Origin of the sequence: Caballeronia mineralivorans PML1(12), from assembly GCF_001028175.1 — a bacterium.
Taxonomy (GTDB): Bacteria; Pseudomonadota; Gammaproteobacteria; order Burkholderiales; family Burkholderiaceae; genus Caballeronia; species Caballeronia mineralivorans.
In genome coordinates this window covers 1-24,222 of sequence record NZ_AEJF01000092.1, presented here as the reverse complement: position 1 = coordinate 24,222, position 24,222 = coordinate 1, and the positions used below count along the sequence as shown (strand labels likewise).

Annotated in this window: 22 protein-coding genes and 1 pseudogene; 8 read left to right on the top strand and 15 right to left on the bottom strand. The window is 60.7% G+C overall.

Annotated elements, in window-relative coordinates:
* Positions 1–151: 151 nt before the first annotated feature.
* A complete protein-coding gene (locus EOS_RS14730; protein WP_047847396.1) occupies positions 152–2,128 on the top strand; it encodes a methyl-accepting chemotaxis protein in 1,977 nt (658 codons plus the stop codon).
* Between the two features lie 61 nt (positions 2,129–2,189).
* Here the strand turns inward: EOS_RS14730 and EOS_RS14725 are convergent, their stop codons facing one another.
* The 7 genes from EOS_RS14725 to EOS_RS14700 form a co-directional block, all read right to left on the bottom strand.
* Positions 2,190–2,813 carry a flavin reductase family protein gene (locus EOS_RS14725; protein WP_047847395.1) on the bottom strand — a complete coding sequence of 208 codons (624 nt, stop codon included), beginning with the start codon at positions 2,811–2,813 and terminating at the stop codon, positions 2,190–2,192.
* Positions 2,810–3,748: a 3-hydroxyacyl-CoA dehydrogenase family protein gene (locus tag EOS_RS14720; RefSeq protein ID WP_047847394.1), complete on the bottom strand. Its 939-nt coding sequence runs from the start codon at positions 3,746–3,748 to the stop codon at positions 2,810–2,812. Before EOS_RS14720 ends, EOS_RS14725 begins: the two co-directional genes overlap by 4 nt.
* A gap of 211 nt (positions 3,749–3,959) precedes the next feature.
* On the bottom strand, positions 3,960–4,268 hold the full coding sequence (locus EOS_RS14715) for a hypothetical protein (protein WP_047847393.1): 309 nt from the start codon (positions 4,266–4,268) through the stop codon (positions 3,960–3,962).
* Between the two features lie 544 nt (positions 4,269–4,812).
* Positions 4,813–4,965, bottom strand: coding sequence for a hypothetical protein (locus EOS_RS47520; protein ID WP_167348958.1), 153 nt, complete (start codon positions 4,963–4,965; stop codon positions 4,813–4,815).
* Between the two features lie 617 nt (positions 4,966–5,582).
* The gene (locus tag EOS_RS14710; protein ID WP_047847392.1) at positions 5,583–6,926 is read right to left on the bottom strand and encodes a DUF3100 domain-containing protein; all 1,344 of its coding nucleotides are present in this window, start codon (positions 6,924–6,926) and stop codon (positions 5,583–5,585) included.
* 55 nt (positions 6,927–6,981) lie between these two features.
* Positions 6,982–8,493, bottom strand: coding sequence for an aldehyde dehydrogenase family protein (locus EOS_RS14705; RefSeq protein ID WP_047847391.1), 1,512 nt, complete (start codon positions 8,491–8,493; stop codon positions 6,982–6,984).
* A 28-nt stretch (positions 8,494–8,521) separates the two neighbouring features.
* On the bottom strand, positions 8,522–9,391 hold the full coding sequence (locus tag EOS_RS14700; RefSeq protein WP_047847390.1) for an NAD(P)-dependent oxidoreductase: 870 nt from the start codon (positions 9,389–9,391) through the stop codon (positions 8,522–8,524).
* Between the two features lie 178 nt (positions 9,392–9,569).
* Here EOS_RS14700 and EOS_RS14695 point away from each other — a divergent pair, with 178 nt between their 5' ends.
* From EOS_RS14695 to EOS_RS14685, 3 genes are all read left to right on the top strand, one after another.
* Positions 9,570–10,481: a LysR family transcriptional regulator gene (locus EOS_RS14695; RefSeq protein ID WP_047847389.1), complete on the top strand. Its 912-nt coding sequence runs from the start codon at positions 9,570–9,572 to the stop codon at positions 10,479–10,481.
* 125 nt (positions 10,482–10,606) lie between these two features.
* Entirely contained in the window at positions 10,607–11,395 is a 789-nt protein-coding gene (gene epsC, locus EOS_RS14690; RefSeq protein ID WP_047847449.1) for a serine O-acetyltransferase EpsC, read from the top strand.
* Complete coding sequence (locus EOS_RS14685; protein WP_047847388.1) at positions 11,392–12,279, top strand: VOC family protein; 888 nt, start codon at positions 11,392–11,394, stop codon at positions 12,277–12,279. The genes epsC and EOS_RS14685 overlap by 4 nt, the downstream gene beginning before the upstream one ends.
* A 100-nt stretch (positions 12,280–12,379) precedes the next feature.
* On the opposite strand, the gene EOS_RS14680 is transcribed toward EOS_RS14685, so the two are convergent.
* Together EOS_RS14680 and EOS_RS46255 are read right to left on the bottom strand one after the other, a co-directional pair.
* Positions 12,380–13,807, bottom strand: coding sequence for a hypothetical protein (locus EOS_RS14680; protein WP_047847387.1), 1,428 nt, complete (start codon positions 13,805–13,807; stop codon positions 12,380–12,382).
* Positions 13,808–13,997: 190 nt separating this feature from the next.
* A pseudogene (locus EOS_RS46255) lies at positions 13,998–14,105 on the bottom strand (MgtC/SapB family protein); the annotation flags it as partial.
* A 200-nt stretch (positions 14,106–14,305) separates the two neighbouring features.
* Between EOS_RS46255 and EOS_RS14670 the strand changes: the two are divergent.
* Together EOS_RS14670 and EOS_RS14665 are read left to right on the top strand one after the other, a co-directional pair.
* A complete protein-coding gene (locus EOS_RS14670) occupies positions 14,306–15,433 on the top strand; it encodes an AGE family epimerase/isomerase (protein WP_047847385.1) in 1,128 nt (375 codons plus the stop codon).
* A gap of 283 nt (positions 15,434–15,716) precedes the next feature.
* On the top strand, positions 15,717–16,160 hold the full coding sequence (locus EOS_RS14665) for a PaaI family thioesterase (RefSeq protein WP_047847384.1): 444 nt from the start codon (positions 15,717–15,719) through the stop codon (positions 16,158–16,160).
* 238 nt (positions 16,161–16,398) lie between these two features.
* Here EOS_RS14665 and EOS_RS14660 read toward each other — a convergent pair whose 3' ends face one another.
* From EOS_RS14660 to EOS_RS14640, 5 genes are all read right to left on the bottom strand, one after another.
* Positions 16,399–17,247 carry an ureidoglycolate lyase gene (locus tag EOS_RS14660; RefSeq protein WP_047847448.1) on the bottom strand — a complete coding sequence of 283 codons (849 nt, stop codon included), beginning with the start codon at positions 17,245–17,247 and terminating at the stop codon, positions 16,399–16,401.
* A 148-nt stretch (positions 17,248–17,395) separates the two neighbouring features.
* Entirely contained in the window at positions 17,396–18,247 is an 852-nt protein-coding gene (locus EOS_RS14655; protein ID WP_047847383.1) for an amidohydrolase family protein, read from the bottom strand.
* On the bottom strand, positions 18,244–19,332 hold the full coding sequence (locus EOS_RS14650) for an aldo/keto reductase (RefSeq protein ID WP_047847382.1): 1,089 nt from the start codon (positions 19,330–19,332) through the stop codon (positions 18,244–18,246). The genes EOS_RS14655 and EOS_RS14650 overlap by 4 nt, the downstream gene beginning before the upstream one ends.
* 24 nt (positions 19,333–19,356) lie before the next feature.
* Positions 19,357–20,646 (bottom strand): UxaA family hydrolase, encoded by a 1,290-nt coding sequence (locus tag EOS_RS14645; protein WP_047847447.1) that lies wholly within the window; start codon positions 20,644–20,646, stop codon positions 19,357–19,359.
* A 4-nt stretch (positions 20,647–20,650) separates the two neighbouring features.
* The gene (locus tag EOS_RS14640; RefSeq protein WP_235442817.1) at positions 20,651–20,989 is read right to left on the bottom strand and encodes a UxaA family hydrolase; all 339 of its coding nucleotides are present in this window, start codon (positions 20,987–20,989) and stop codon (positions 20,651–20,653) included.
* A 192-nt stretch (positions 20,990–21,181) separates the two neighbouring features.
* On the opposite strand from EOS_RS14640, the gene EOS_RS14635 reads away from it, so the two are divergent.
* Positions 21,182–22,003 carry an IclR family transcriptional regulator gene (locus EOS_RS14635; RefSeq protein ID WP_047847380.1) on the top strand — a complete coding sequence of 274 codons (822 nt, stop codon included), beginning with the start codon at positions 21,182–21,184 and terminating at the stop codon, positions 22,001–22,003.
* 122 nt (positions 22,004–22,125) lie between these two features.
* Positions 22,126–22,671, top strand: coding sequence for a hypothetical protein (locus tag EOS_RS14630; RefSeq protein ID WP_047847379.1), 546 nt, complete (start codon positions 22,126–22,128; stop codon positions 22,669–22,671).
* 86 nt (positions 22,672–22,757) lie between these two features.
* Here the strand turns inward: EOS_RS14630 and EOS_RS14625 are convergent.
* Positions 22,758–24,222 (bottom strand): GNAT family N-acetyltransferase (locus EOS_RS14625; protein ID WP_047847378.1); only part of this gene is annotated, 1,465 nt, incomplete at its 5' end.

Genomic DNA, 24,222 nt, shown 5'->3' with positions numbered 1-24,222 from the left:
GCCGAACCATGTCGTGCCATGTCGTGTTTTGACGGTTTTTCAGCGCTTGGCCGATGACCAACGGGATACGGCCGGGAGCGGGCGATCAAGAACGACGCGCCACAGCCGTTAACCATTCATATTCCCTTCATCTAGTTTATCCAGTTCATTTATGTCGCTATTCAACATCCGCCGGGCAAGTGTCGGCGCGAAATTCGCCATCCTCGCGTGTGTGCTCGCGGCCACGGTCGTCGCCGGCTTTACCATCGCGGTCACCCATCTGGCCGGCCAGCAAATTGACGCGCAGGCGCTCGAACGCATGGACGACGACGGCCGTGCGATCGGCACGATGATCCGTCTCTACGATAAAGCCGTCAGCGCCGAAGTCGAGCGCTACATGACGCTGTTCTCGAGCTTCCTGCCCACCGATTTCACGCTCGATGATGCGCAAAAAGTCGATATTGGCGGTTTGGCGACGCCAACGTTCAAGGCCGGCGACAAACCGATCAACCTCGATTTCTCGATTCCCGACCAGTTCCTCGAACGCAGCGGCGCGATTGCGACGGTGTTTGCTCGCACGGGTGACGACTTCGTGCGCGTGACGACATCGTTGAAAAAGCAGAACGGCGAACGCGCGATCGGCACGCTGCTGGACCGGAAGAGCCCGGCTTACGCGCCGATGCTAGGCGGGAAGCGTTTTATCGGCATGGCGTCGCTGTTCGGCAAGCAGTACATCACCGAATACAAACCCGTCACCGATCCGTCGGGGCGCGTGATCGGCGCGCTGTTTGTGGGTGTGGATGTCACGCCGGAGATAGCAGCGCTGCAGCAAAACATTCGCGACCTGACGGTCGGCCAGAACGGCTATTTCTTCGTCGTCGATGCATCGAACGGACCGAATCGCGGCAAGCTGCTCGTGCATCCGGGCGTGGGTGGGGCGGGTGGCGCAGCGACTCAGGCCGCCGATGAACGCATCGCGCCGTTCAAGCAGATGCTGGATGCGAAGGAAGGCCGTCTCTCCTTCGATGCCCCTGACATCGCGGATGCCCCCGATCCCAAGGTTCACGGCGGAGCGAAGGAAATTGTGTTTCGTACGGTGCCGGAATGGCAATGGCTGATTGGCGGGATTGCGTATCGCGATGAGTTGCTCGCAGACGTGCGGACCACGCGCAATCACTTCCTGTTGATCGGGCTGCTCGTGATCTCCGCGTTCGTGGCGGTGCTGCTCTTCGCTGTCGCCAAGTTGGTGAGCCGGCCGCTCGCGGAACTCACGCATGCGTCCGAACGGATAGCGGCAGGCGATTTGAGCGTGCGGCTCGCGACCACGCGTGAGGACGATGTCGGCCGGTTGATGATCGCCATCGATGGTATCGCGACCGGTCTCGCGCGCATTGTTACGCAAGTGCGCAGCGCGTCGGCGGATATGTCGGACGGCACGGGGCGGATTGCGGCGGGCAGTAGCGACATCTCGCTACGGATTGCGACGCAGGCCAGCAGCCTCGAAGAAACCGCGGCGAGCATGGAGCAGATCACGTCGACCGTGCAACAAAACGCGGCCAACACGGCGCAGGCGGATCAACTCGTCGCATCCGCATCCGATGCAGCGCGTGCCGGCGGCGAAGCAGTGGGCCGGGTGGTCGCGACGATGGGGGAAATCGATGCCTCCGCGCGCAAGATCTCGGACATCACGTCGGTGATCGAAGGCATCGCGTTCCAGACCAACATCCTGGCGTTGAACGCGGCCGTGGAAGCCGCGCGGGCTGGCGAACATGGAAGAGGATTTGCCGTGGTGGCGTCGGAGGTGCGCGGACTGGCTCAGCGCAGCGCGGCAGCGGTCAAGGAGATCGACGCGCTGGTTGCGGAATCGGTCGGCCGGGTCGCCGATGGTTACCGGATCGCCGAAGAAGCCCGCGGCACGATGGACGGGATCGTGGAACGTGTCGCGCGGGTGAACGCGATCATCGGCGAGATCAGTGTGGCGTCCCGCGAACAATCGAGCGGCATCGAGCAGGTAAATCTCGCCGTGGCGCAGATTGGCGAAGCGACCCAGCAGAACGCGGCGCTGGTCGGTGAAGCGGAACAATCGACGGCCGGGTTGCATGAGCAAGCCGAACAGTTGAGCCGCGCGGTGAGCGTGTTTCGACTGTAGGGGTAGGAGGGGACCGTGCTTGGCGCGCGTCTGGAACGCGCCCACCATCCCTCTCAACCCCTCAAGACGTTGGCCGGATCATCTCGAACATTTCGCCGATACCCGCATAATCCCCGCGATAACCCGCACGCATGATCGGCTGCGCCGCGGCCGTATCGAACATACCGTCCTTCAAGAATTCGCGCCGGATATGCACGCCGACAACTTGCCCGAGCGCGAGCCAGTTGTTCATCGGCGTGCCGTCCAAAGACTTCAGCCTGATGATCTGCAGCAACTTGCATTCGAGCGCAGCCGGCGACTCCGCCACGTGCGGCACGGCCACGTTCACGCCCGGCGCTTTCGTGAGTCCGGCCAGCTCGAATTCATCGACTTCGCGAGGCACCGTCGCCGACGTCTGGTTCATCTTCTCGGCAAGCGGCTTGCTCGCCAGATTCCACACGAATTCGCCGGTCGCCTCGATGTTCGCAATGCTGTCCTTGAAACCCTCGCTCGAGAATCCAATGATGTACGGGAACGTCGCAAACGCGCCGAAAAAGCTGTACGGCGCGAGGTTCACGCGGCCGTCCGGATCGCGGCTCGAAATCCAGCCGATCATCCGCGGCGCGACGATCGCCTTGAACGGATCGTGGCGAAGCCCGTGACCCTCGTCGGGGTTGTAGAAATGGTCGGCGTTGCTGTCGCTCATGAGTGCTTCCCGGTCTTCTTTGCAGTGTGGTGGATCAGGCGCTTGCGCCCTGCTTTCACGCGCGCGTGCTGCGCGTCATCCCATTCATAAAACCCTTGCCCGCTGCGCACACCGACGCGCCCGTTCTGCACGTGTTCGCGCATCAGTTGCAGCACGTCTTCGTCCTTTGCCAACTCCGGCATCAGGTGCGAGCCGATATCCAGCAACGTATCCAGCCCGCCGAGATCCGCGCTTTCCAGCGGTCCGACCATGCCGTAGCGCCGTCCGAGCGATGCTTTCATCACAGCGTCGACCACTTGCGGTGTCGCTGCGCCCGAACGCACGATAGCGAGCGCCTCGCGCAACACCGCGAACTGCAACCGGTTGCCGACAAAACCCGGGATCGCCTTCGTCAGCACGACCGGTTCCATGCCAATAGCCGTCATCAGTTCAGCCGTGCGGCGCGTGACATCCGGATCGGTCGCAGTTCCAGGCACGACTTCCACGAGCGGAATGGTGTGCGGCGGATTCCAGAAATGCGCGATCACGAAACGCGCCTTGTTTTGCAGCACTTGCGCGAGCAGATCTGGCGGAAAGCCGCTCGTATTGCTGGCGAAAATAGCGTCGTCGCGCAGCAGCGGTTCGAGCGCCCTATACGTGCGATTCTTCAGTTCGAGCACCTCGGGAATGGCTTCCACGATAAAACCCGCCGTTGCCACCCTCTCCAGTTGGTCTGTGGTTTCAATACGCGCGAGGACGTCCCGTTTCCCGTCCGCGTTGAATACACCGGCGTCGATCAATTCGTCGAGGATCGCCTCTGCTTTTGCGCCCACCGACGCAAGCCGCGTGGCGTCGATGTCATGAACGATGGTCGGATAGCCGTGCAACGCTGCCTGCGTCGCAATGCCGACGCCCATCAAGCCGCTGCCCACCACGCCGATAGTGATTTGATTCAAGTTTTCCTCGCAATTGCAGTTGGTTCGTAGCTTTCGAGTCCGAGCCAACTAGGATAGCGCAGCGCCTCCCATCGCGCGGGGCAGCAAATGGCCTATGACTTGAGGGTTATTGCCAGGTGAAGGCCCGCAGACCCGTGGCCGCACACGAAAAAAACCGGCTCCCTTGCGGGAAGCCGGCATTCGCAGCGAAGTCTTTTTAAGACTGACGCGATCAGCCGTGGTTCGGACCGTGGTCGTCGTGGCGATCCGCGTGCGGCGGACGATGCGGCGGGCCCTGGTCGTGCGGATGATGACGCATCCATTCATCGCGCTGCCAATAACGGTGGCCGTCCCAATAGCGGTCTCCGTGCCAGCCGAGGTTTATAACCACATCGGCCTGCACCATGTGCGGTTGCGCATAATTTTGCTGGGGCACGGGGCCGTGAATCATGCCGTTATCGACCTGAGCGAAAGCGGTTGTACCGGCTAAAAGCGCGCCGCCGGCGAGCACCGTGGCAATGATCGAGCGTGAGGTGTTCATGACTATTCTTCCTTTTCAGCTTGATTTCGTGTTCAGGACGCGCGGCCAGCCGGAACGATGTGCAGGTGTGCCGTCAGATGCCGCGTCGTTGAAACCACTGTAGCGGGGCGCCAGGTTGCACGACGTGAGCGCTTGTAAGTGTTCGTATCATTGGAGCGGCAGGGCTCGATGCGCGTCGAAATCTTTTAAGCTGCTGATTTCACTAGGCTTTACGTCAGGCAGGCAGTGAATCCGGGAACTGTTTCTCTCCGCGGCGTGTAAGCAACGAAAATATGAAAGGGTCGATTGGCCGATGCGAGCGCCGGAGGGTGAAAACGGGGAACGATCTGGAAGGCATGCGCCGAGCGGCGTCGGGAGGAATGTCGCTCAAAATGCGACGCGATAGCCTTGGGACAAACGTGGCAATCGGCAAGAAAATTCAGCTAGAAAAACTACATAATCTACGTCAACGAAAACAGGCGGACTGCACTACGAAAAAACCTTGTCAAGCAAAAACCGGCAACACTTCAGTTTTCCCTGCAGTCCGCACTGCTTTCCCTGCAGCTCACAGACGAATACCCATGATGGTACCGCGCGACTTGCGGATCCGCTCTGCTTCACGTTGACGGGCTTGGTACGAGTAGTCCGAGTCCATCGGAAGATGCGGCGATTCGAACAGCGATGCAAACTTTTGCAGCAATGCGAAGAGGAAGCTCATGTCAAACTCCTGGTGGTTGGTCAAGGGTTATCCCTTAGACGTCATTATAGGGTTTTCACTAGCTTATTCCTAGTGCAACGCAACATTTATTTCGTAGTTTTTCTACATGATTGCGTTTTCGCCACACGCAAAGCCGGTATTTTTGGCTGAATCAGTAGCAATTACTGGGTCGAAAGCGCGGTCGTGCATAGGTCGGATCGCTAATCGCAACGAACTCCGGTCTTCGCGCCGGGAGCGGACGGGCATAAGCATGCGGCCGGCCGCCTCACGGACACGTTTTCGCAGCTTTCATCGCCGAAATCTTCCACCGCCGCCAGAAGCGCTCCTGGGCTGGAATTGTCCGCTAGCGCGTGCGTTACCATGGCTGGCTAGGTTTTAGAGCGTTCTTTATTTCGTTTGGAGCGTCTTGAGAGTTCTAACCAATATCACGTTTTTATATGCATAGCTAACCGTAGAGAATATTTTCAGGTTGCTCGCATGATTCGGTTTAGAGCCGGGGTTGTCGCTGTTCAGGACGTGGACCGGAGACGGTATTGTAGGAGCCGGGGCATGGCTGGTGAGCTTGGTTTCGCTCGCACCGTTGGACTATGAATTCTGTCGGCGCGAGCGAAAAAACACTACACGTGAAAGATTTGCGCTACGAGCGTAGCGCCAAGAAACGTTCCGGCATTTGCAACAAACGACACCAGCACGATCCTCCAGCCCAAGCGGCGAAACGCCGGAATATCCTTGGCAATAGAGAGCCCCGCGAAGGTGAGCATCGGCGTTGTAATACCAAGGAAATCGTTCTGCGCGCTATACGCCGATATCTGCGACGCCCAAGGACACAGCGGCGACGTCATGAACATGGCGACAATCGACACCCAGCAGACCGCCGGGATCTTGCGCCCGGTCGCCGTATAAACAGCATCGCCGACAATCGTCGCTAGCACCATGATCAGCATGCCCGGAAGTCCCATCAGCGGCGTCGTGCCGTGGGTAATCCAGTCACAGCCCAGCGCGAACACGGCAGTGACACCCCAGGCGACGAGCTTTCCGCGATAGCCCAATTGAGGCGCGGCTGTTTCAACATCACCCAGTTTCGGGCGGGATTGTTCAATCGCCTCCGATGCGTCCGACGCCCGGCTCTTGCGACCAATCAACGGCTCGAGCAGGCGATATCCCCACACGGCCATCGGCAGCGAAATAAACAGCGTGAAGTACGTTCCGATAGTCGTCGTGATGAGGTTGCTGGCAGCAGCAAACGTGAGCACCGTCTTCGCCATCTCGGGCGTCTGCTGCGCAGCGATCGCACCGGACGCAGCAGCCATCATGCTGCCTGAGCCAACGCCTGAACCCATGGCAAGCGCCAGGGGATGAAAAATATTTAGGCTCGCCACGAAGCCAGCCAGGATCGCGATGAAGACCGCGCCAAACACGGTACCTGTCAAATATTCAGCCAAAACACCCCGTCCTTCGGGCGAGTCCATGCCGTACTTCTCACCGATGATCGCAAGGCTCGGTTCACGCCCTACAGAGAACGTCGCCCCGATCGCTTCTCGCTTGATACCGAGCAGCAACGCGAGCGGAAGTCCCAGCAAGATAGTGCCAACGAAGTGACCGAGTTCCTGAAACGCCAGCGCCCAGCCGGCGGCCGCAAGCTTCGGCAACGCGCTGCCAACCATCAGGCCCAGCTTGGCGACAAAGAGCAAAAGGGCGGGCTGCAAGATGGCGGCGGCCAGGAACTGGGTCTTCACATCGAGCCGTGCAACGCCGCTCCACCGGTCACTAGCCAACCCCAGGGCAGCGCCAAGAAGAAGCGCCCAGATCATGGGGAGCAAAACCACTTTGCCCGGACCCACCTTGAACGTGAACGAGCCGATAAATTCAGCGATTACCAGGATGATCGCCGCATAAAGAAACAGCTTTGCGCTCCTCAGCCCACCACTACCCCATTGCTGCACAGCGAACGTATTTTCCATTGTTATCTCCCGGTTGTCCTCTCGCGATATGTCGGGAGCGAAAGGACACGTTGCTCTACAAATAGCCGAACGTCATCGCCGGCTCTCTGGCGGTTTCTACCCAGATGCTCTTGGTCTGCGTGTACTCGTACAGCGCTTCAACACCGCTGGAACGTCCGTACCCGCTTAAGCCATAACCACCGAACGGGGACGCGACGTTAATGGTCTTGTAGCCATTGACCCAAAACGTACCCGCGTTGACCTGCCCCGCTACCCGATGCGCACGGCCTACGTCGTTCGTCCATACCGCACCGGCCAATCCAAACTCGGTGTCATTCGCGATAGTAAGGGCTTCTTCTTCCGTATCGAAAGGAATTGCAGCGACAACCGGACCGAAGATTTCAGTACGCGCTACGTCCATCTCGTTCGTCACGTTCGACAGCACAGTGGGCGCAACGAAATAGCCGCCAGCCGAGCGCTCGGCCGATCCTGCCGCAAGGGTCGCGCCTGCCTGAACGCCGCTCGCGATCATCTTCATGATGTGGTCATACTGCGTGCGATTGTTGATGGGTCCGACTTCGGTTGCGTCGTCGAGCGGCGAGCCAACCTTGATTTTTTTAGCACCCGTAGCAACCATGCCGACGAACCCGTCGTAGATCGAACGTTGCACGAGCAGGCGCGAACCGGCCACGCAACTCTGACCCGCACCGGCGAAAATCGCGGCCTGGGCGGTCAACGCAGCGCGCTTGAGATCGGCATCGGCGAAGATGATGTTGGCCGACTTGCCGCCCAGTTCCAGCACGCAAGGAAGCACCCGCTTCGCTGCGGCTTCTGCAATACGTACGCCGGTTGCAGGCGAGCCGACGAACACCACCTTCTTCACAACCTTGTGCGCGATGGCGGCCTGCGCGACGGTCTGGCCAAGTCCGGCAAGGACGTTGATGAGCCCCTTCGGCGCGCCCGCTTTTTCGGCCAGCAACCCAACTACTAGCGACGTGAACGGCGTCAGTTCAGAGGGCTTCAGCAAGACGGCGTTGCCCATCGAGATGGCCGGTGCAACCTGCCATCCGCACGTAAAGACCGGCGCGTTCCAGGGCGTGATCTGCAGGACTGTTCCGGCCGGCTCGCGGCGCGTGTAGTTCAGATGCGAGGTCGGAACCGGAATGACGTCGCCATAGAATTTGTCCGCCCAACCGCCGTAGTACTCGAACATCTCGGCGACTTTCGCGACTTCGCCCCGGCAGTCGCGAATCGGTTTGCCCGACCCGAGCGACTCGAGACGAGCGATGCTCTCCGCGTCCTTGCGCAGTTCCCGCGCAATCTCGAACATGACGCGTCCTCGCGCCGCGTGCGTCAATGCCCACCACTGTTTCTGAGCGCGCTGCGCTGCGTCCGCGGCCAGCTCAACAACTGCCGCACCGCCATCCTTGTAAGCGAGGCTCGACTTGCCCGTCGCAGCGTCGTATAACTGGATGAGCTCGCCCGTGCCTTCGACCAGCTCGCCGCCGACAAACGAACCAATTGTCCTGGCTTTCGGGAAGAAATGCGTGAAGGCGGCTAACAGGTTTTCTGCCGCGTTGTTTTCCATATCTGGCTCCAGGTCCTGGTTGCTCTGCTTATTTCTGTTCGATGAATTCAACGATGCGGTTGAAGTCTTCCGCATCGCCGATTGCTCCCGCGCTCGCTGCCCACAACCGCCCGGCTTCTGCCGCAATGGGAGCGTTGATGTTCTGGCTGCGCAGCAGGTCCATCGCGAGGCGAACGTCCTTGCGCATCAGCTTCATCGTGAAGCCGGAATCGAACTTGTCCGTGAAGATCCACGTGGGGTAGTTCGTGAGCGTCGCGCTGTTGCGCCCGGAGCCGCCGTTGAGCGCTTCGACCAGCTTCTCGGGATCGACACCGGCCGCTTGCGCCGCGCGGACCGCTTCGCTGGTGGCAAGCAGGTGCACGCCGGTCAGCAGGTTGTTGATGATCTTCGTGACGTGTCCCGCACCGACGGGACCAACGTGCACGCGCTTCGCGCTCATGACCGCGAGGATCGGCTCGACGGCGGAAACATCCTCGTCGGAGCCGCCCAAGACCATGGTCATGGTCGCGGTCGCCGCGCCTTTCGGACCGCCACTGACGGGACCATCGACGAAGCCGACTTTCACCTCACTCAGCGCTGCGGCGACCTTGCGCGTGCTGTTGGGCTCCGCCGTGGTGGTATCGACGACGATAAGACCCGGTTTGGCGCTCGCCGCCACGCCCCCTTCGCCCAACACCACCTCTTCGACGACAGCCGACGTCGGCAGCGACAGGATGAGGACGTCCGATTCGCGCGTGATCTCGGCGATGGACGCTCGGGCAGACACGCCTTCTGCTTCGAGCCTGCCGGCAACTCCTGGCGCCGTGTCGAAACCGAGCACGGTGTAACCGCCGCGCTTGAGCGAGAGGGCCATTCCTCGCCCCATGTTTCCGAGTCCGATGACCCCAATCGTCTTCATAAATCCACTCCGTAGCGAATACGCCGCCGACTGATCAGATTAGGTCTAACCGTCATCAAGCGCGTTTTGGAGTTGTCATCTTCGGCCGGGGGGTCCCTATAACCAATCAATGCCAATATTGAGAATGTTCTAATTATTAGAACGCTCGGAACGCTGAGAACACTGGGAACCCTGCGCAATGGCCGACAACCTGACTGAAAGCAGAATCGTCTATTTTTTCGAGGCCGTGCGTTGCGGGACCATCCGCGCCGCCGCCGACTGGCTCGACGTCGCGCCATCCGCCGTCAGCCGGCAAATCGGCTTGCTCGAAACGGAACTCGACGTGGCGCTGATCGAGCGGCACGCCCGCGGCGTCAAGCCGACGGACGCAGGCCAGTACCTGATCGAATACTTCCGGGAACAACTCGCGCACAAAGACGACCTGATATCGCGGCTGCAAGAACTGCGCGGGCTGCGAACCGGGAACGTCAATGTGATCCTTGGCGAAGGGTTTGTGTCGGATGTTCTGGCCGGGCCCATCCAGCATTTCTGCAAGCAGTACCCCGGCATCAAGCTCAATCTGGACCTCGGCAGCACGAACGATGTCATGCGGCGAGTCTCCGAAGACGAAGGCGAAATCGGACTGGTCTATAACCCGCCAAGCGACCCGAAAATTGTTTCTCGTGCGATCAAGCGGCAGCCGATGATGGCCATCGTCAAACCGAACTTCCTGCGCGGGAGCAAACCGAAATCCATGAGCGTGCAGGAGCTGGCAAGCTACCCGCTTGCTGCAACGCATCCCACCTATGGCACTCGCCAGATGCTTCAGGCAGTCGAGTTTGCGGAGAAGATCCGGCTGGAGCCAGTTGTCACGACCAACTCGATCAGTCTCCTGAAGCAGTTCGCCATGTCAGGACTCGGCCTGGCTGTCCTGCCCGCGTTCGCCGTGACGACGGAGGTGGGGGCGGGAACCCTTCTCGCCATCGAGATCGATCATCCAATCCTGATGAAAGCCGAGGCTCATCTTGTTACGCGTGTCGGACGAAAATTGTCGGTGGCGTCGAACAAGATGCTGCAATTGATGTCGTCGCAGATGCAGGCGTTTCGATAAGGGAGATGCGATTGCAATCACGTCGCGCAGCATCTAATTTTTAGAACAAATTTTCCTATGCCGGGCATCGCTTGTTCATTTTTCGCGGTGGAGACTGTCGTGACAGGAGACAGACCTTGATCAACATGGACCCCGCCACGCTTTGGCAAATCATCCGCGCAGAAGCGGAGCACGAAGCGCGGGCGCGACCCGCGATGCAGCGATACTTCGATGCCTATGTGCTTAAGCACGAGACATTCGGCGGGGCCTTCGCGTCGCTTCTTGCAGCCGAACTGATGCGCGCGGACGCGACCTTGCCCGACATGGCGAGCGAATTCAGTGCCGTCATCAAGCAGAGCGGTAGCGACGCAAGCGCCGCGGCCGACGTGCACAAGATCGCCTCGTCCAACCCGGCCTGCCCGAATGCGCTGACGGCGTTTTTATCGTTTCGAGGGATTCATGCCATTCAGTCCCATCGCATTGCGCATGCTCACTGGCTCGCGGGTGAAAAGACGTTCGCCGTTCTGCTGCAGAACTGGTGCGCGAAGTCCTATAACGTCGATATCCACCCTGCTGCCCGGATCGGTAAGAGCCTGTTTGTCGATCACGCGATGGGCATCGTGATTGGCGAGACGGCGGTCGTTGAAGATGAGGTCAGCATGTGGCACGGCGTCACCCTCGGGAGCACGTTTGCCGAAGCCGGCGACCGTCATCCGAAAGTGCGTCGGGGCGCGACGCTTGCCGCTCATGCAATCATCCTGGGCAACATCGAGATTGGCGAAGGTGCGGTGATTGCGGCGGGCAGCGTCGTTCGCACTTCGATTCCCGCCGGTATGGTCGCAGCAGGCGTTCCCGCGAAAGTCATCAAGGCGGTCTCCGGCACGTATGCTGCCATCACGGCTCCCTCTGACCCAATAGCCAGGATAACCAAATGATTCCACCGAATCAGCATCGACTGGGCATCGACCATCCGATAGTCTCCGTGAGGAACCATCCCGAAGCCGTTCAGAAGTACATCAAGCTTGGTTTTTCGCCTAGCCCTCTCTCGTACCATCCCTGGGGTTCGGTGCTGACGCTGATGATGTTCGAGAATAATTTCATCGAACTGATTGGGATCGATGACGCGTCGAAGTTCGGGATTAATGCTGTCGATGGCTTCTGTTACGGACGAACGCTGGGCCAGTTCCTCGATCGCTCTGAAGGCCTTGGATTGCTGGCTCTGCATAGCAAAGACATCGAAGGCGATTTTGCGGCGGTTAAAGCCACCGGGTTGCCCGTGCAGCAGCGGGTTGATTTCAGGCGCAAGTTGGTCACGACGAACGGCACGCCCGATGAAGCAGTGGTGTCGCTCGGCATCGTGATGGATGCCGAGTTGGGCGATGCGTCCAACGTCCTATGCCAGCAACATCGGCCGGAGTTCATCTGGAGAAAGGATTGGCAAGATCATCCCAACGGCGCGAATGCGGTCAATGAAGTTATCTATGTTGCAGAGGAGCTTGGGGTGCTCGAGGCGCGGTGGGCGAAGTTGTTTGGAGCGGAGAACACATCGTGGATCGATGCGCACGTTGAAGCGGACACAGGTTGTGGACGCGTCGTGGCTTTAACACGGTCACAGGCGCTCGAACGTTTTGCTTGCGTCGGTTTGCCGGTGAGCTACACGGATAAACCACATGGATTTGCACTGCAGGTACGGGTTCGCGACTTGGCGGCAGTAGAGCGCATCCTGTCGGAAAACGGCGTGACGCACGGGCAAACCGCCCGCGGCGTTGCCGTCGCTCCCGAAGCAGCGGGTAATACGATTATTGAATTCGTCGAGTGATTGGGTTTGCAAATGCGGGGCGGCAGTCAATTTGGGTGTTGCCGCCTCGCCCTCTCTTTAGACCGCTTCGTTTGCGCCCCGCGGAAGACGCATTCCGCTCTCAATGCGCCTTGCTGTGCGCCCGCTTCGCGGCAGCGCTGTGCGCAGCGGTGCCTGGGTTCTTATCGGCCGTCGATGCGTTCGCATTGCCCCGGCTCGGAACCTCGACGATAGACGAATCGGTATCGAAGAAAGACGCCAGCGTGGCCTGCTGATTCAACATCAATTGCTCGATGCGCTGCTGTTGTGCCGTGTTCTCGCCCGTCAGGCGAATCAGCGCGATGGTCTGCGCCACACCCGTCGCGACGGTCACGAGCAACACGCAAATCACGATCATCAACACCGTTTTCACCCGCCGCGATAACGCCGCCGCCGCGCTACGCTGATCCGCTATCACGGCATACAAGGCGTCGATGGTGTCGGCGTACGCGGTCGCGCGAGCGGTATCGAGTTCGGAAGCATCGCGGGCCGGCGTCGAGGCGGCTGGAGGACTGCTTGCGGTGCTAGAGCGCGTCCGGCGGTCATCGTCGATCAATGCCGCCGCCAGGGATTGCGGCGGGTGGCGGTGCGGGTTTGCGGTGGCTCGGGCAGTATCGTGGTTGTTCAGGGGCGCGGCAGGTTTTATTGCGGCGTTTCTGGCGTCGGGAGCGTTGGGCTCGTTAGGAGCGCTCGGTGCGCTCACAGCAGTCGTCACATTACGCGCGCCCGGCGCGTCACCGGCATTCGGTGAACGATTCATATTTTCCGTGACGCCATCTCCCGTCTCGCCTGCAGCGTCAGCCACGCCTCGCGACGCGGTCTCAACGTCACGCGCCGTAGCAACCGACGACGGCTCAGTCACAGCCACATTCCGGGCGGCGCCCCTGGTACGCGCCGCCGACGCACGCTTGTTCGAACCCTGCGCATTCGCCGCATCCAACGCCGCCACGACCGGAGCACTGCCCGCGCCATCGTCCGGCGATTCGGGCTGCACCGGTCCGGCGACCACACTATGAGGCGCACCGACATCATCGAACATAAGCTCCAGCGTGGCAGCGTCGACTATCTTGTTTTCCGTTTGCACCGCAGCAGCATCGCGCGGCGCTGCGATATCCGCCGCCTCGGAAAAGCGCGCCGATACGACTCCGCTCCGCACTGGCCGCACCGAAGCAGACGAACCCTCATCCGCCGAAGCCGTCGCCGACACGGCCGCCATAAACGCCTCGGGCAACTCGAAACCGGGCAACGTGGATTGACGGATATCGGTATTCAACACCTGGAGCGTGGCGCGTTCGGCGTCTTCGGCGAACAGATCGAGCGTGGGCGCACCGTAGGGCGCGCGGCTCAGCAACGCGAGACGTTGAGCCGAGCGGGCGGCGCGGGCGAGCTTGGCATCGGCGTCCGATTCGACCGGGCGGCGAGCAGACGCGGACGCAGAAGCAGCATCGGCACGACGCGAGCCGGCCGCGTCAACGGATTGGCGAGCGGGATTTACAGCGGAATCTGGCATAAGTCGATGATTGACAGCGTGGCCAAACGCGACGCCGAGCGGCTAAACACACGCCCGATGACACGTCCCGGCTTGGCGCCTCGCAACGGAAAAGCGGCTGCATGGGTTTTCGAGGCCGCATTGTCGCATGCTTGCGCGCCGGGGCTGCTGACGGGCGCGTTCTCAAGCCGGACCCTCTTCCTTGAATTCCCGTACGGTTTCCAGCGGCCCATGAAAGCCGTTCGCGCTCGAAACGGATCACGCTGCCGAGCGCCTCGGCTAGCACCAGGCGGGAGATGAGTTCTACGTTGCTTAACATGCGTGGATTTGCTCCTTATAGGTGTTTTGTGATGGGATGATGGTGCGGCGCTCGCAGAAGGCGGCGCGGCGCGCCGCGCGGATAAACCGCTGTTGTCCCGAAGCGCGAGCGTTTTGATTTATCCTTGGTGCCCCCGCATCGGGTTGCGCGCCGGACACGTTCGGCGCGCCGCCACGCTCAACCACCATCGATAAAGCCGTATGCACGACCCAGATCCGACCGCCGTTACGCCCCCGACCGCCGCCACCCTTCGCGCGCACTATGAACGCGTGGTGCTGCCAATCTGGCGCGGGCCGGGCTTCAACGCGGGTTTGCGGCTGGCGTTCGAGGCAGTCGCCGAGGACGGCAGCACGCCCTTGCCGCCACAGCGATATCGCGCCATGGCGTGCGCCCGGCAGCTATTCGTGTTCTCGCTAGCAGGCGATATCGCTCACGCTGACACACTGTTCGCTTCGCTTCGGACCTATTTTCGGGACACGAAAAACGGCGGCTGGTTCTATAGCGTCGATGCAAACGGCACGCCGCATGAGCGCCACAAGGACCTGTACACACACGCGTTCGTGATTTTTGCGTGCGCGGAGTACGCGAAACGCGCCGGCGCGGCGGCTGCGAAAGAAGCGCTGGCGGTACTGGAAGAAACGTCGGCGGTAATCGAGAGGCGGATGTCGATCGATGGCGTTGGCGCTGGCGACTTGTTCAGTTCGGCGATGACGGAAGATTTTTCCACCGTGCTCGGCCCGCCGCTGCAAAACCCGCTGATGCACCTGACCGAGGCGTGGCTCGCTGCCCGCGAAACCACTGCAGATCCCGTCTTCGATCGCAGGCTGGAAAAGCTCGCGACAGCGTTCGCTCAGGCTTTCGTGCATAACGAAACCGGTTGCATCGCCGAGTTGACGATCGGCAGCGCCAATAACTGGCTCGAACCGGGCCATCAGTTCGAGTGGCTCTTTCTCGCCGAAGCCAGCCGGCACGCGGCTTTCGATGCAGCGGGCCTGAACCGCGCGCTGCTTCGTGCATTCGATTTCGTGCAGCAGTCCGGAGTCGATCCGGTGACCGGCGGCGTGGCGGCATCGCTGAACGAACAGGGCGGTGTGATCGATTCGACGCAGCGCATCTGGGCCCAGACCGAATATCTGCGCGCACTCGCGACTCATGCGGGCGATACCGTGCGCGCACAGTTGCCGGCGCAGATCGCGCGTTTTGCCGGACGTTTTCTGCGGCCGCACGGGTGGATCGAGAGCCAGTCGGCTGAAGGCGTGGTCGTGCGCCCGGAATTGCCGTCGACGACGCCTTATCACCTTGCGACCGCGTACGCCGCGTTGCCCTGATACCCGGAGTTTTTGCGCTATTGAACGCCTCGCCATGCTGCGAGGCGTTTTTTATTACAGCTGGGAAAATTAGCGCGGCGCCGAACGCTTTCCGCGTTTTCGTTTCAAATCACTCATAAAGCCCATGCAAACCCGATAATTTGTCCGCAATTTTGAGATCGTCCTTGCAGAGTGACCATGCGCTACCTACAGTCTTGTGCAGGACCGCGACGAAGGCTCCTGCCCCGGTGCGGATTGTGGGACTCACGCTGACTGGACCGAAACCAAGTGTAGGAGTGTCCGAATGGCCGAAATTGTCGATATCGCACGGGGCGCGTTGAACGCGCAGCCGTTTAGCGCCTTGCTGGGTACGAAGCTCATGCAGGTCGACTCCACGAGTCTCACGTTGTGCCTTACCATCCGCGACGAACTCCGGCAACAACACGGTTTCGTGCACGGCGGTGTAGTGAGTTATCTCGTCGATAACGCCCTGACCTTCGCCGGCGCGCTGCGCCTAGGCCCGAAAGTGGTCACGGGCGAATACAAGATCAATTATTTGCGGCCCGCTGTCTCCGGCACGTTGATGGCGCGCGCGCGCGTGGTCTACGCCGGCATGACGCAGGCGACCTGCCAATGCGACGTGTATGTCACCGATGGCGGTGCCGAACGGCTCGTAGCAGTGGCGCAGGGAACCATTCATCGGATCAGCGAAATGGCTGCGGAGCTTGAGCCGGTATTTAACGAGTGAGATGGGGTTGGGCGTGGCTTTATGCGCTTAAAGGTTAACGCCGGCTAAAACATTCGATTTTTGGGTGGAAGCCACAACGCGCTCCCCCTGGTCAAGACCGCTGGTCCGTCGCGTTGAACTTGCTGTAAAAAATAAGGCCGTTCCAACTGGCGTTGGAACGGCCTTCTTCTTAAACGTGCCGACGCGGCGTCAATTCGCTCGCCAGCTTCGCTCGCTTAGTTGCGTCGCAATAAACCGCTTACTTCGCGTCGACCGTGCGTTGCTGCTGCTCGCCCAAACCCTGGATTCCGAGCCGCATCGTCTGCCCCACCTTCAGGTAGACCGGCGCCGGCTTTACGCCCATGCCTACGCCCGGTGGCGTGCCGGTGGAAATGACATCGCCCGGTTGCAGGCTCATCACCTTCGACAAATACGACACCAGCTCTGCCACACCGAATACCATCGTCTTCGTGCTGCCGTTCTGGTAGCGGTGTCCGTCTACTTCGAGCCACATGCTGAGTTGCTGCGGATCGGCGATCTCGTCTTTCGTGACAAGCCATGGACCGATCGGGCCAAACGTATCGAAACCCTTGCCCTTGTCCCATTGCGTACCGTGCTCGAGTTGCCATTCACGCTCGGAGACGTCGTTGATCACGCAATAGCCCGCGACGTAATCCAGCGCGTCCGCCTCGCTGACGTACTTCGCCTCTTTGCCGATCACCACGCCGAGTTCGACTTCCCAATCTGTTTTCTTCGAATTGCGCGGAATCTCGACGTCGTCATTCGGACCGCAAATGGCGCTCGTCCATTTGCCGAAAAGCACGGGCTCCGTCGGCACGGGCAGATTCGATTCGGCCGCGTGATCGGCGTAATTCAGCCCGATACAGACAAACTTGCCCACGCTTCCTACGCACGGTCCAATGCGCGGTTCGCCCGGCACTTCAGGCAATGAGACCGGATCGAGCGCGCGCAGTTTGGCCAGGGTGGCGTCGGATAGCGCCTCGCCAGCGATATCGTCGACTACCTTCGACAAATCGCGAATCTTGCCGTTCTGATCCAGCAAACCCGGTTTTTCCTGACCCTTCGGCCCATAGCGCAGCAGTTTCATTGTGAGTGATCCTTCAGTTTTCAGGTTTTGATTCGGTTTCGAGATGTTCGGATTGACTGGCTTCGTCGCCAATCTTTTTACCATCGTGCGCTTTCATTGCAATTGCTGTTGAGCAATTCCGGGTATACCGCGCTCATTCTTCATGCTTTTACAACCGGTAGAACGCGCGCGCGGTATCGCCGAAGATCGCTTCCTGTGCAGGCGCGTCAAGGCGTGACGTCAATTGTCGCGCTGCATCAAACCAGTGCGCGTAATCGCCGTTCAGGTTCAACACCGGCCAGTCGCTGCCCCACATCAGGCGCTCAGGCCCAAAGTGTTCGAGAAGATGATCGACGTAGGGCTTGAGCGCTGACACAGTCCAACCGGGCGCAGCCTCAGTCGCTAGGCCAGAAAGTTTGCAGTGCAGTCGTTGTGGCAACCCGGCCAATTCCGCTATGCCGTCAGCCCAGCTTTGCCAGGCCATATCGCCTTCCTTGCCTTCCTTGATTTGCGGCTTCGCGCCATGATCGACGACGATTCGCAACTCAGGAAAACGCGCGGCAAACACCTTCAGAGAAGGCACGTGGCGCGAAAATATCAATGCATCGAAAGCGAGGTCGTGTTTGATCAGCGCGTGGACTGCCGGAGTCAGTTGAGGATTCTCGATCCAGCGGTCATCCGGCAGGTCCTGCAGCATCGGACGCACACCCTTGAATTTCGGTTCCCGCGCGAGTTCATCGATCCGTTCGACGGCGTTCAGCGCGTCAAGCGGAACCCAGCCAACAATACCGGCGATAGACGCATCGTCGCGGGCGAGATCCAGTAGATAACGCGTTTCATCGACGGTAGGCGCAGCCTGAACCACTACCGTCCGCGCGATGTTGGCCGCTTCGCGAAGGGGCTTCAGGTCACCGGGACCAAACACGCGGTACAACGTCGGCAACTCCGGCGTCAGCCAACCGTAGTCGCCACGGGATGGATCCCAGAAATGCTGATGTGCGTCAATACGTTCAGCGCTCATGGTCTTCCTGAATCCGCGTGATCGATACGCTGCGGTACAGGTGCGGAGTGATGCAACAAACCCGCCGCTCGCAACGCGTCCCACAACTCATCCGGCAATGAATCCGCGAATGAAGCTGCGTTCAGACGTACTTCCTCGGGGTTCCGTGCGCCCATCAGCACCGTGGCCACAACTTTATGCGCATAAGGAAACTGCAGAGCCGCGCTGGACAAGGCAACACCATGGTCGCGACACACCCGTTCAAGCGCTTCAACGCGTTCGACAATCAACGGCGGCGCATCGCCATAATTGAACTTCTGGTTGTCCGCCTTTAGCGCTGTCTCGGGCTTCAGTCCCCGCGCGAGAATGCCTGAATTGAACGCGCCACCGAGCACAATGCTGACGCCGCGGTTCTCGCATTCGGGCAGCAAGTCGTCGAGTACCGCTTGCTCCAGCAAGGTGTAGCGTCCTGCCAGCAACGCGCAATCGATGTTGTATTCCGCCATTACTTCCTGAATGGCCGCACCTTCGTTCACGCCGAGTCCAACAGCTTTTACGCCGCGCGATGCGCGCAGTTCATCGAGCGCCCGAAAGCCGCCCTCGTTCGACAGTTGCCGCCAGTAACGCGCGTTGTTTTCGCCATGTGTGACGCGGCCGATATCGTGGATCAGCACAATATCGATATCGACGATACCCATGCGTTGCTGGCTGTCCTCGAACGATCGAAGAATGCCGTCGTAGGTGTAGTCGTAGATCGCCTGGAACGGCAGCGGATCCGACCAGCCTTCGCTGCCGTCATAAGGCGTGGTGCGCGGGACAAAACGGCGGCCGACTTTGGTCGACAGCACATAGTCTTCGCGCGGGTATCGGCGCAACGCATTGCCTATCCGGTGTTCGGCTTTCGTGTGGCCGTAATGCGGCGCGGTATCGAAAAAACGGATGCCGCTTTGCCATGCCGCATCCACCGTCGCTTGCGCGTCTGCCTCGGAAAGATCGTGATACAGGCCGCCCAGCGGCGCACTGCCCAGCGACAGCGCCGTGACTTCCAGCGACGTTTTGCCCACCTTGCGCTTTTTCACGACGGGATTTCCAGTGATTGGGTTCATTGTGTTGGATCCAATGAGTCACATTCAAATCGAAGGAATCGATACCGCATGCCGCGGCGTCGCACTCGCCGGCAGGCACGCCGGACCGACGGGATCAAAGGTTTTGTACGTCAGGATAAACTCCTGATGGCCGAGCGATTCCGACTTCGACGCTGCACCTGCCGCAACGCTCACGGTGGCATCGAATACTTCGCGACCGACTTCATCGAGCGTCGCGCGGCCTTCCAGAATGCGGCCCGCATCAACGTCCATATCGCCGGAAAGATTCCGATACGTCGCCGGATTCGCGCAAATCTTGATGACGGGCGAAATGGCCGAGCCGACCACCGAACCGCGGCCGGTCGTGAACAGGATCACGTGCGCCCCGCATGCGATCAGTTCGCCGATTTCCGCGTTGTCGCTGATGTTCGGAAAACCGAAACGCGGTTCGCCGTCGGGCACAACATCGAGCAGATACAGACCGCCGACGGGCGGAATGTCGCCTGGTTTCACAATCCCCACAATGGGCGACGCGCCGCTTTTCGCATACGCGCCGAGTGACTTTTCTTCCTGCGTGGTGAGGCCGCCGTCCGCGTTGCCGACCGCGAACGAGCCGTGTCCAAGGATGGAGTAATAACGCGCCGCCTTGTCCACGCACGCGACAATTTCACGGCCCAACTCGGGACGCGCCGCCCGGCTTTGCATATGGAATTCGCAGCCGACCAGTTCGCCGGTTTCCTCGAAGATGCAGGCGGCGCCGGCATCGATGAGTGCATCGAAGGCGCGGCCCACAGCGGGATTCGCGGTGATGCCGCTCGTGCCGTCCGAGCCGCCGCAAATCGTGCCGACGATTAATTCATCAAGCGCCATCGGCACCTTCCGTTGCTGCGCGAGCATTGCACGTGTGTCGCGAATCCAGTCAATGCCGTTCTGGATCGTGCTGCGCGTGCCGCCTTTTTCCTGGATCGTCAGCACCTCGGCGGGACGGCCGCTCGCACGCACGGCGTCAACGAGATAGTGCTTGTTCATGCTTTCGCAGCCGAGCGACACGAACAACACCGCGCCCACGTTCGGGTGCGTGGTCAGCCGCTCCATCATCTTTTCGGCATAGCCGTTCGGGTAGCAACCCGGAAAGCCGATCAGGTGCACGGGCGGTCCGTGGTCTACAGCAGGATCGTCGAAAGCGTCGAACGCCGGGCGAAACTGCCCGACGATTTCCCGCGCGACGTGATGCGCGCACTCGACGAGATAAGCGACCGCGATCACATTGCGGATGCCCTTGCGGCCATCGGCACGCAGGAAACCTTGAAGTTGCGAAGTGGTGGTTGCGGTCATCGGCTTAACGTTCGCGGTGATCCACGAACGCATGGCCGGCGTCGTGAGTGTAGGTCGGGAGGTAGTCGCTCTCGAGATTGTGCGTATGCAGATGTTCACCGGGCTGAACGTCCGACGTCACATGGCCAATGATCGCGCCATAACGCAGCACTTTTTCGTCGGTACACAGCGCGCGTCGCGCGACTTTGTGCCCCAGGTCGATAGTCTTCGCAAGCGTGACCATCTCCCCCTCGATCTCCACGCACTCCCCCGCTTCCAGACGCGCGCCCGCTATCAGGCAATTGTCCTGCGGGCTTTGAAGAATGAGCCGTGCGTCGGTGGGCTTGTGAGGGGCTTGCTGCACGGAAACTTCCTTGAAATCGGGCGTCATTCGGGCGGTAGTTCGAGCAATGCCGCGGGTTTGCATCAGTACAATCATTTATCAGTGAACGTATTATTCATATGCGCACAAGTTGAAGTCAAGCTAAGTGCGCCGCTGAGCGGTCCGTGTTTTCCCTTAGCATCTTGTTTTTAAGCGACTTAACCGAAGGTCATCATGCAGGCAGACGATCCCACCGACGCCGACCGCTACCGCGCGCCCGCGCTGGATAAAGGTCTCGATATCCTCGAATTGCTCGCCGAGCAAAAGGACGGACTGACACGCGCCGAGATCACGAAATCGCTCGGGCGCAACGCAAGCGAGATGTACCGGATGCTCGAACGGCTGGTCGCGCGGCAGTACGTGGTGCGCTCACCTGCGGGCGATCGCTATTCGCTGAGCCTGAAGCTATACGCGCTCGCGCACCGCCATCCGCCGATGAACCGGCTGATCGCGGAAGCCTTGCCAGTCATGCAGCGTTTCGCCGATCGCGCGGAGCAGTCGTGTCATCTCGCCGCCTATGACCGCGGCAACTTGCTCGTGATCGCTCAGGTCGACGGACCGGGAACGTGGGGGATTTCGGTGCGGCTCGGCGCACGGGTTGGATTGATCGATACCGGTTCGGGCCGCGTGATCCTCGCGTTTCAGAGCGCGGAGCAGCGTGCGCATATGCTCGCCGAACACACACGTGTCAAGGGTGAGTCCGCGTTGGATCCGCTCGCGTTGGAAAATGCGTATCGGGCGATTCGAGCGGACGGTTTTCTGCATAAGGAAAGTCAGCAGACGTTCGGTGTGATGGACGTGAGTTTTCCGCTGCTTGGGCCTTCGGGCCAGGCGATTGCGACGCTGACGTGTCCGTATCTCAGGCGTATCGACGAATACGTGGCGCCTTCCATTAGCGAGGTGAGTGCGCTGCTTGGCGAAGCGGCCGCGGCGCTGTCGATGTTCCGTGAGCCGGATGTGGGGTTCGATGAGTCGCGGGATTCGAGCGCAGCGTAGTGGCTGGCGCGGCTGGCAAACTCGGCAAGTTGCAGACGCGCGCGACGCGTTAGAATGGCGACCCTCTCAAAAAGCGGAACGTCGCCCCGTGCGCTGTTTCGCGTCTTTTTCTACGCAAGGCAATGGCGAAACTCCTCTCCGATCCCGAATTCCAGCGCTTCTCCGAACTTCAGCAAAAGCAGTCCAGTTTCACGATCACGAGCGAGGAAGCTGATGAGCTGCGCGATATCGTCGCGCGCGCACAGCAAAAGCGCGACGACCGCGCGGCCGCGATGCAGTCCATCGAGACGTTTATCAAGCAATTCGATATTGGCGCGGACGAACTCTTCACGTCCGACCAGATAGCCGATGCCGCACGCAATTTCGGCCTGATTCCCGCGGCGAAGAAGGAACGCGTCCTGCCGCCGCAGTTGTCGTTCAACGGCAAGCCGTATCAATGGACCGCTCGCGCGCTGCCGGACGACATTCGCGTTCCGCTGTTCGAGGCGTTCACATCGGGTGCGTCGGTGAAAGCGTTTATTGCTACGCCTAAGGACGCCACGCGTTGCGCGGCGACTATCGCGCGTCTGGAGCGGGAAACCGGCAGCACTTATGCCGATGCCTGGCTGGAAGAACTGGCCGTATCGCGCGCGCAAGTTGACGACGCGCTCGCAAAGCTGCCCGCTTGATTCGAAGGGGTTGCGAACGACAACTTCGCAATCCGCACTCTGGCCGCCCGGCGTGGCGGCCCGGTGTAAGCGCCCTTCCCCGGTCTTCACGGCAACACCGCGTCGGCTTCCGCCAGCCGCATCCGGAAACCGATCACGCCGGGGTCTTCCGTCGCTGCGATCTGGAATCCGCAACGGCGCGCGAGTGCGATCATCCCGGTGTTCTCACGCAACGCCTCGCCGACCAGCCAGCGCGTCCGGCGTGCCCGGCAGTACGCGATGATCCGCGTCACCAGTAACATCCCCAGCCGCTTGCCCTTCTGGTCAGAGCGGACCGCAACCGCGAACTCGGCTGTCTCGTTATCCGGATCGGCGACAGCGCGCACCACGCCCAAGGTCTTCATCGCGTCGTTTTCGCCGGTGACGGCGATGAACGCCATCTCGCGGTCGTAGTCGATCTGCGTCATCCGCGCGAGTTGCGAGTGATCGAAACTGCGCACAGAACTGAAGAATCGCAAGCGTAAATCGTCGGGCGTCATCGCGGAGACGAAGGCACTGTGGGCGGCTTCGTCGTCGGGACGTATTGGCCGCACAGTGATGCGCAAGCCGTTCCAGTCGAGCGTCTCCTCCAGTTGGCGCGGATACGGCTGGATAGCGAGCGGCGTGCGATGCGCGGCTAGCGTCAGATGCGGCTCATAGACCACGACGGCCTGCCGGGTCACCAACACCGTCAACCGCAACGCGACAATCTGCTCGATCTCGCAGACCGCCTGCGACAAGGCGGTCAATGCAACAAGCAAGCTCTCCGCCGGAAGTTCGCGCGCCCTTGGTGAATGCATCACAAGGTCGCGCGCCAACACCGGGTTGAGCGGCGGCAACGCGAATTCGTGCAACGCGTCCGGCAATCCGAGCGCACCAACAGCCTTGAACTCGAACACTGGCCCGAACACACGATGATTCAGCAAGCGGACATCGATTTCGATGGTGTCATCGCCGCGGGGCCCCGCCGACCCTGGCTTCACGATCACGCCGAATTGCGCCAGGACCCGCGATGCCCGCTCGCCGTCCAGTTCCGCAACACCCGCCGCCAATGCAGCCATGATCTGAGCCTGCGCGCTGTCCAGCGCGACCACCGTCTGAGGACGTGGCCCGTCGGGCGTCTGCATCAACAACTCTCGGCCCTGGCGATAATCCACGAGCCGCGCGAAACCCCGCGCCAGGCGTTGAGGCGTGGTGTGCACGGGAATGCCATGGGCGTGCAACGCATCGCGCGTGGCGTGATCCACGCAGCCGAAAAAACAGGCCATCAAGCCACGATACGCGTGGCTTTGCTGTGCGATCAGCATGCGCGCGACTTCGGCGACGGGCGCGGTGTGCGTTGGTGCGTGGACCACGAACGCTGTCCCGGTCTCGCGGTGCGGCGCGAGCGCTTCGAGCGCCGCGCCGAAGTCAGCGGCCGCAGCGGTGTCTCCGAGTTGCAAAGGATTACCCAGCCGTGCGCGTGGCAAAGCGGCGGCGACCGCTTGGCGCGCGGCGTCGGGCCAAAGCGCGAGCGCATCGCCAGCAGCGGCG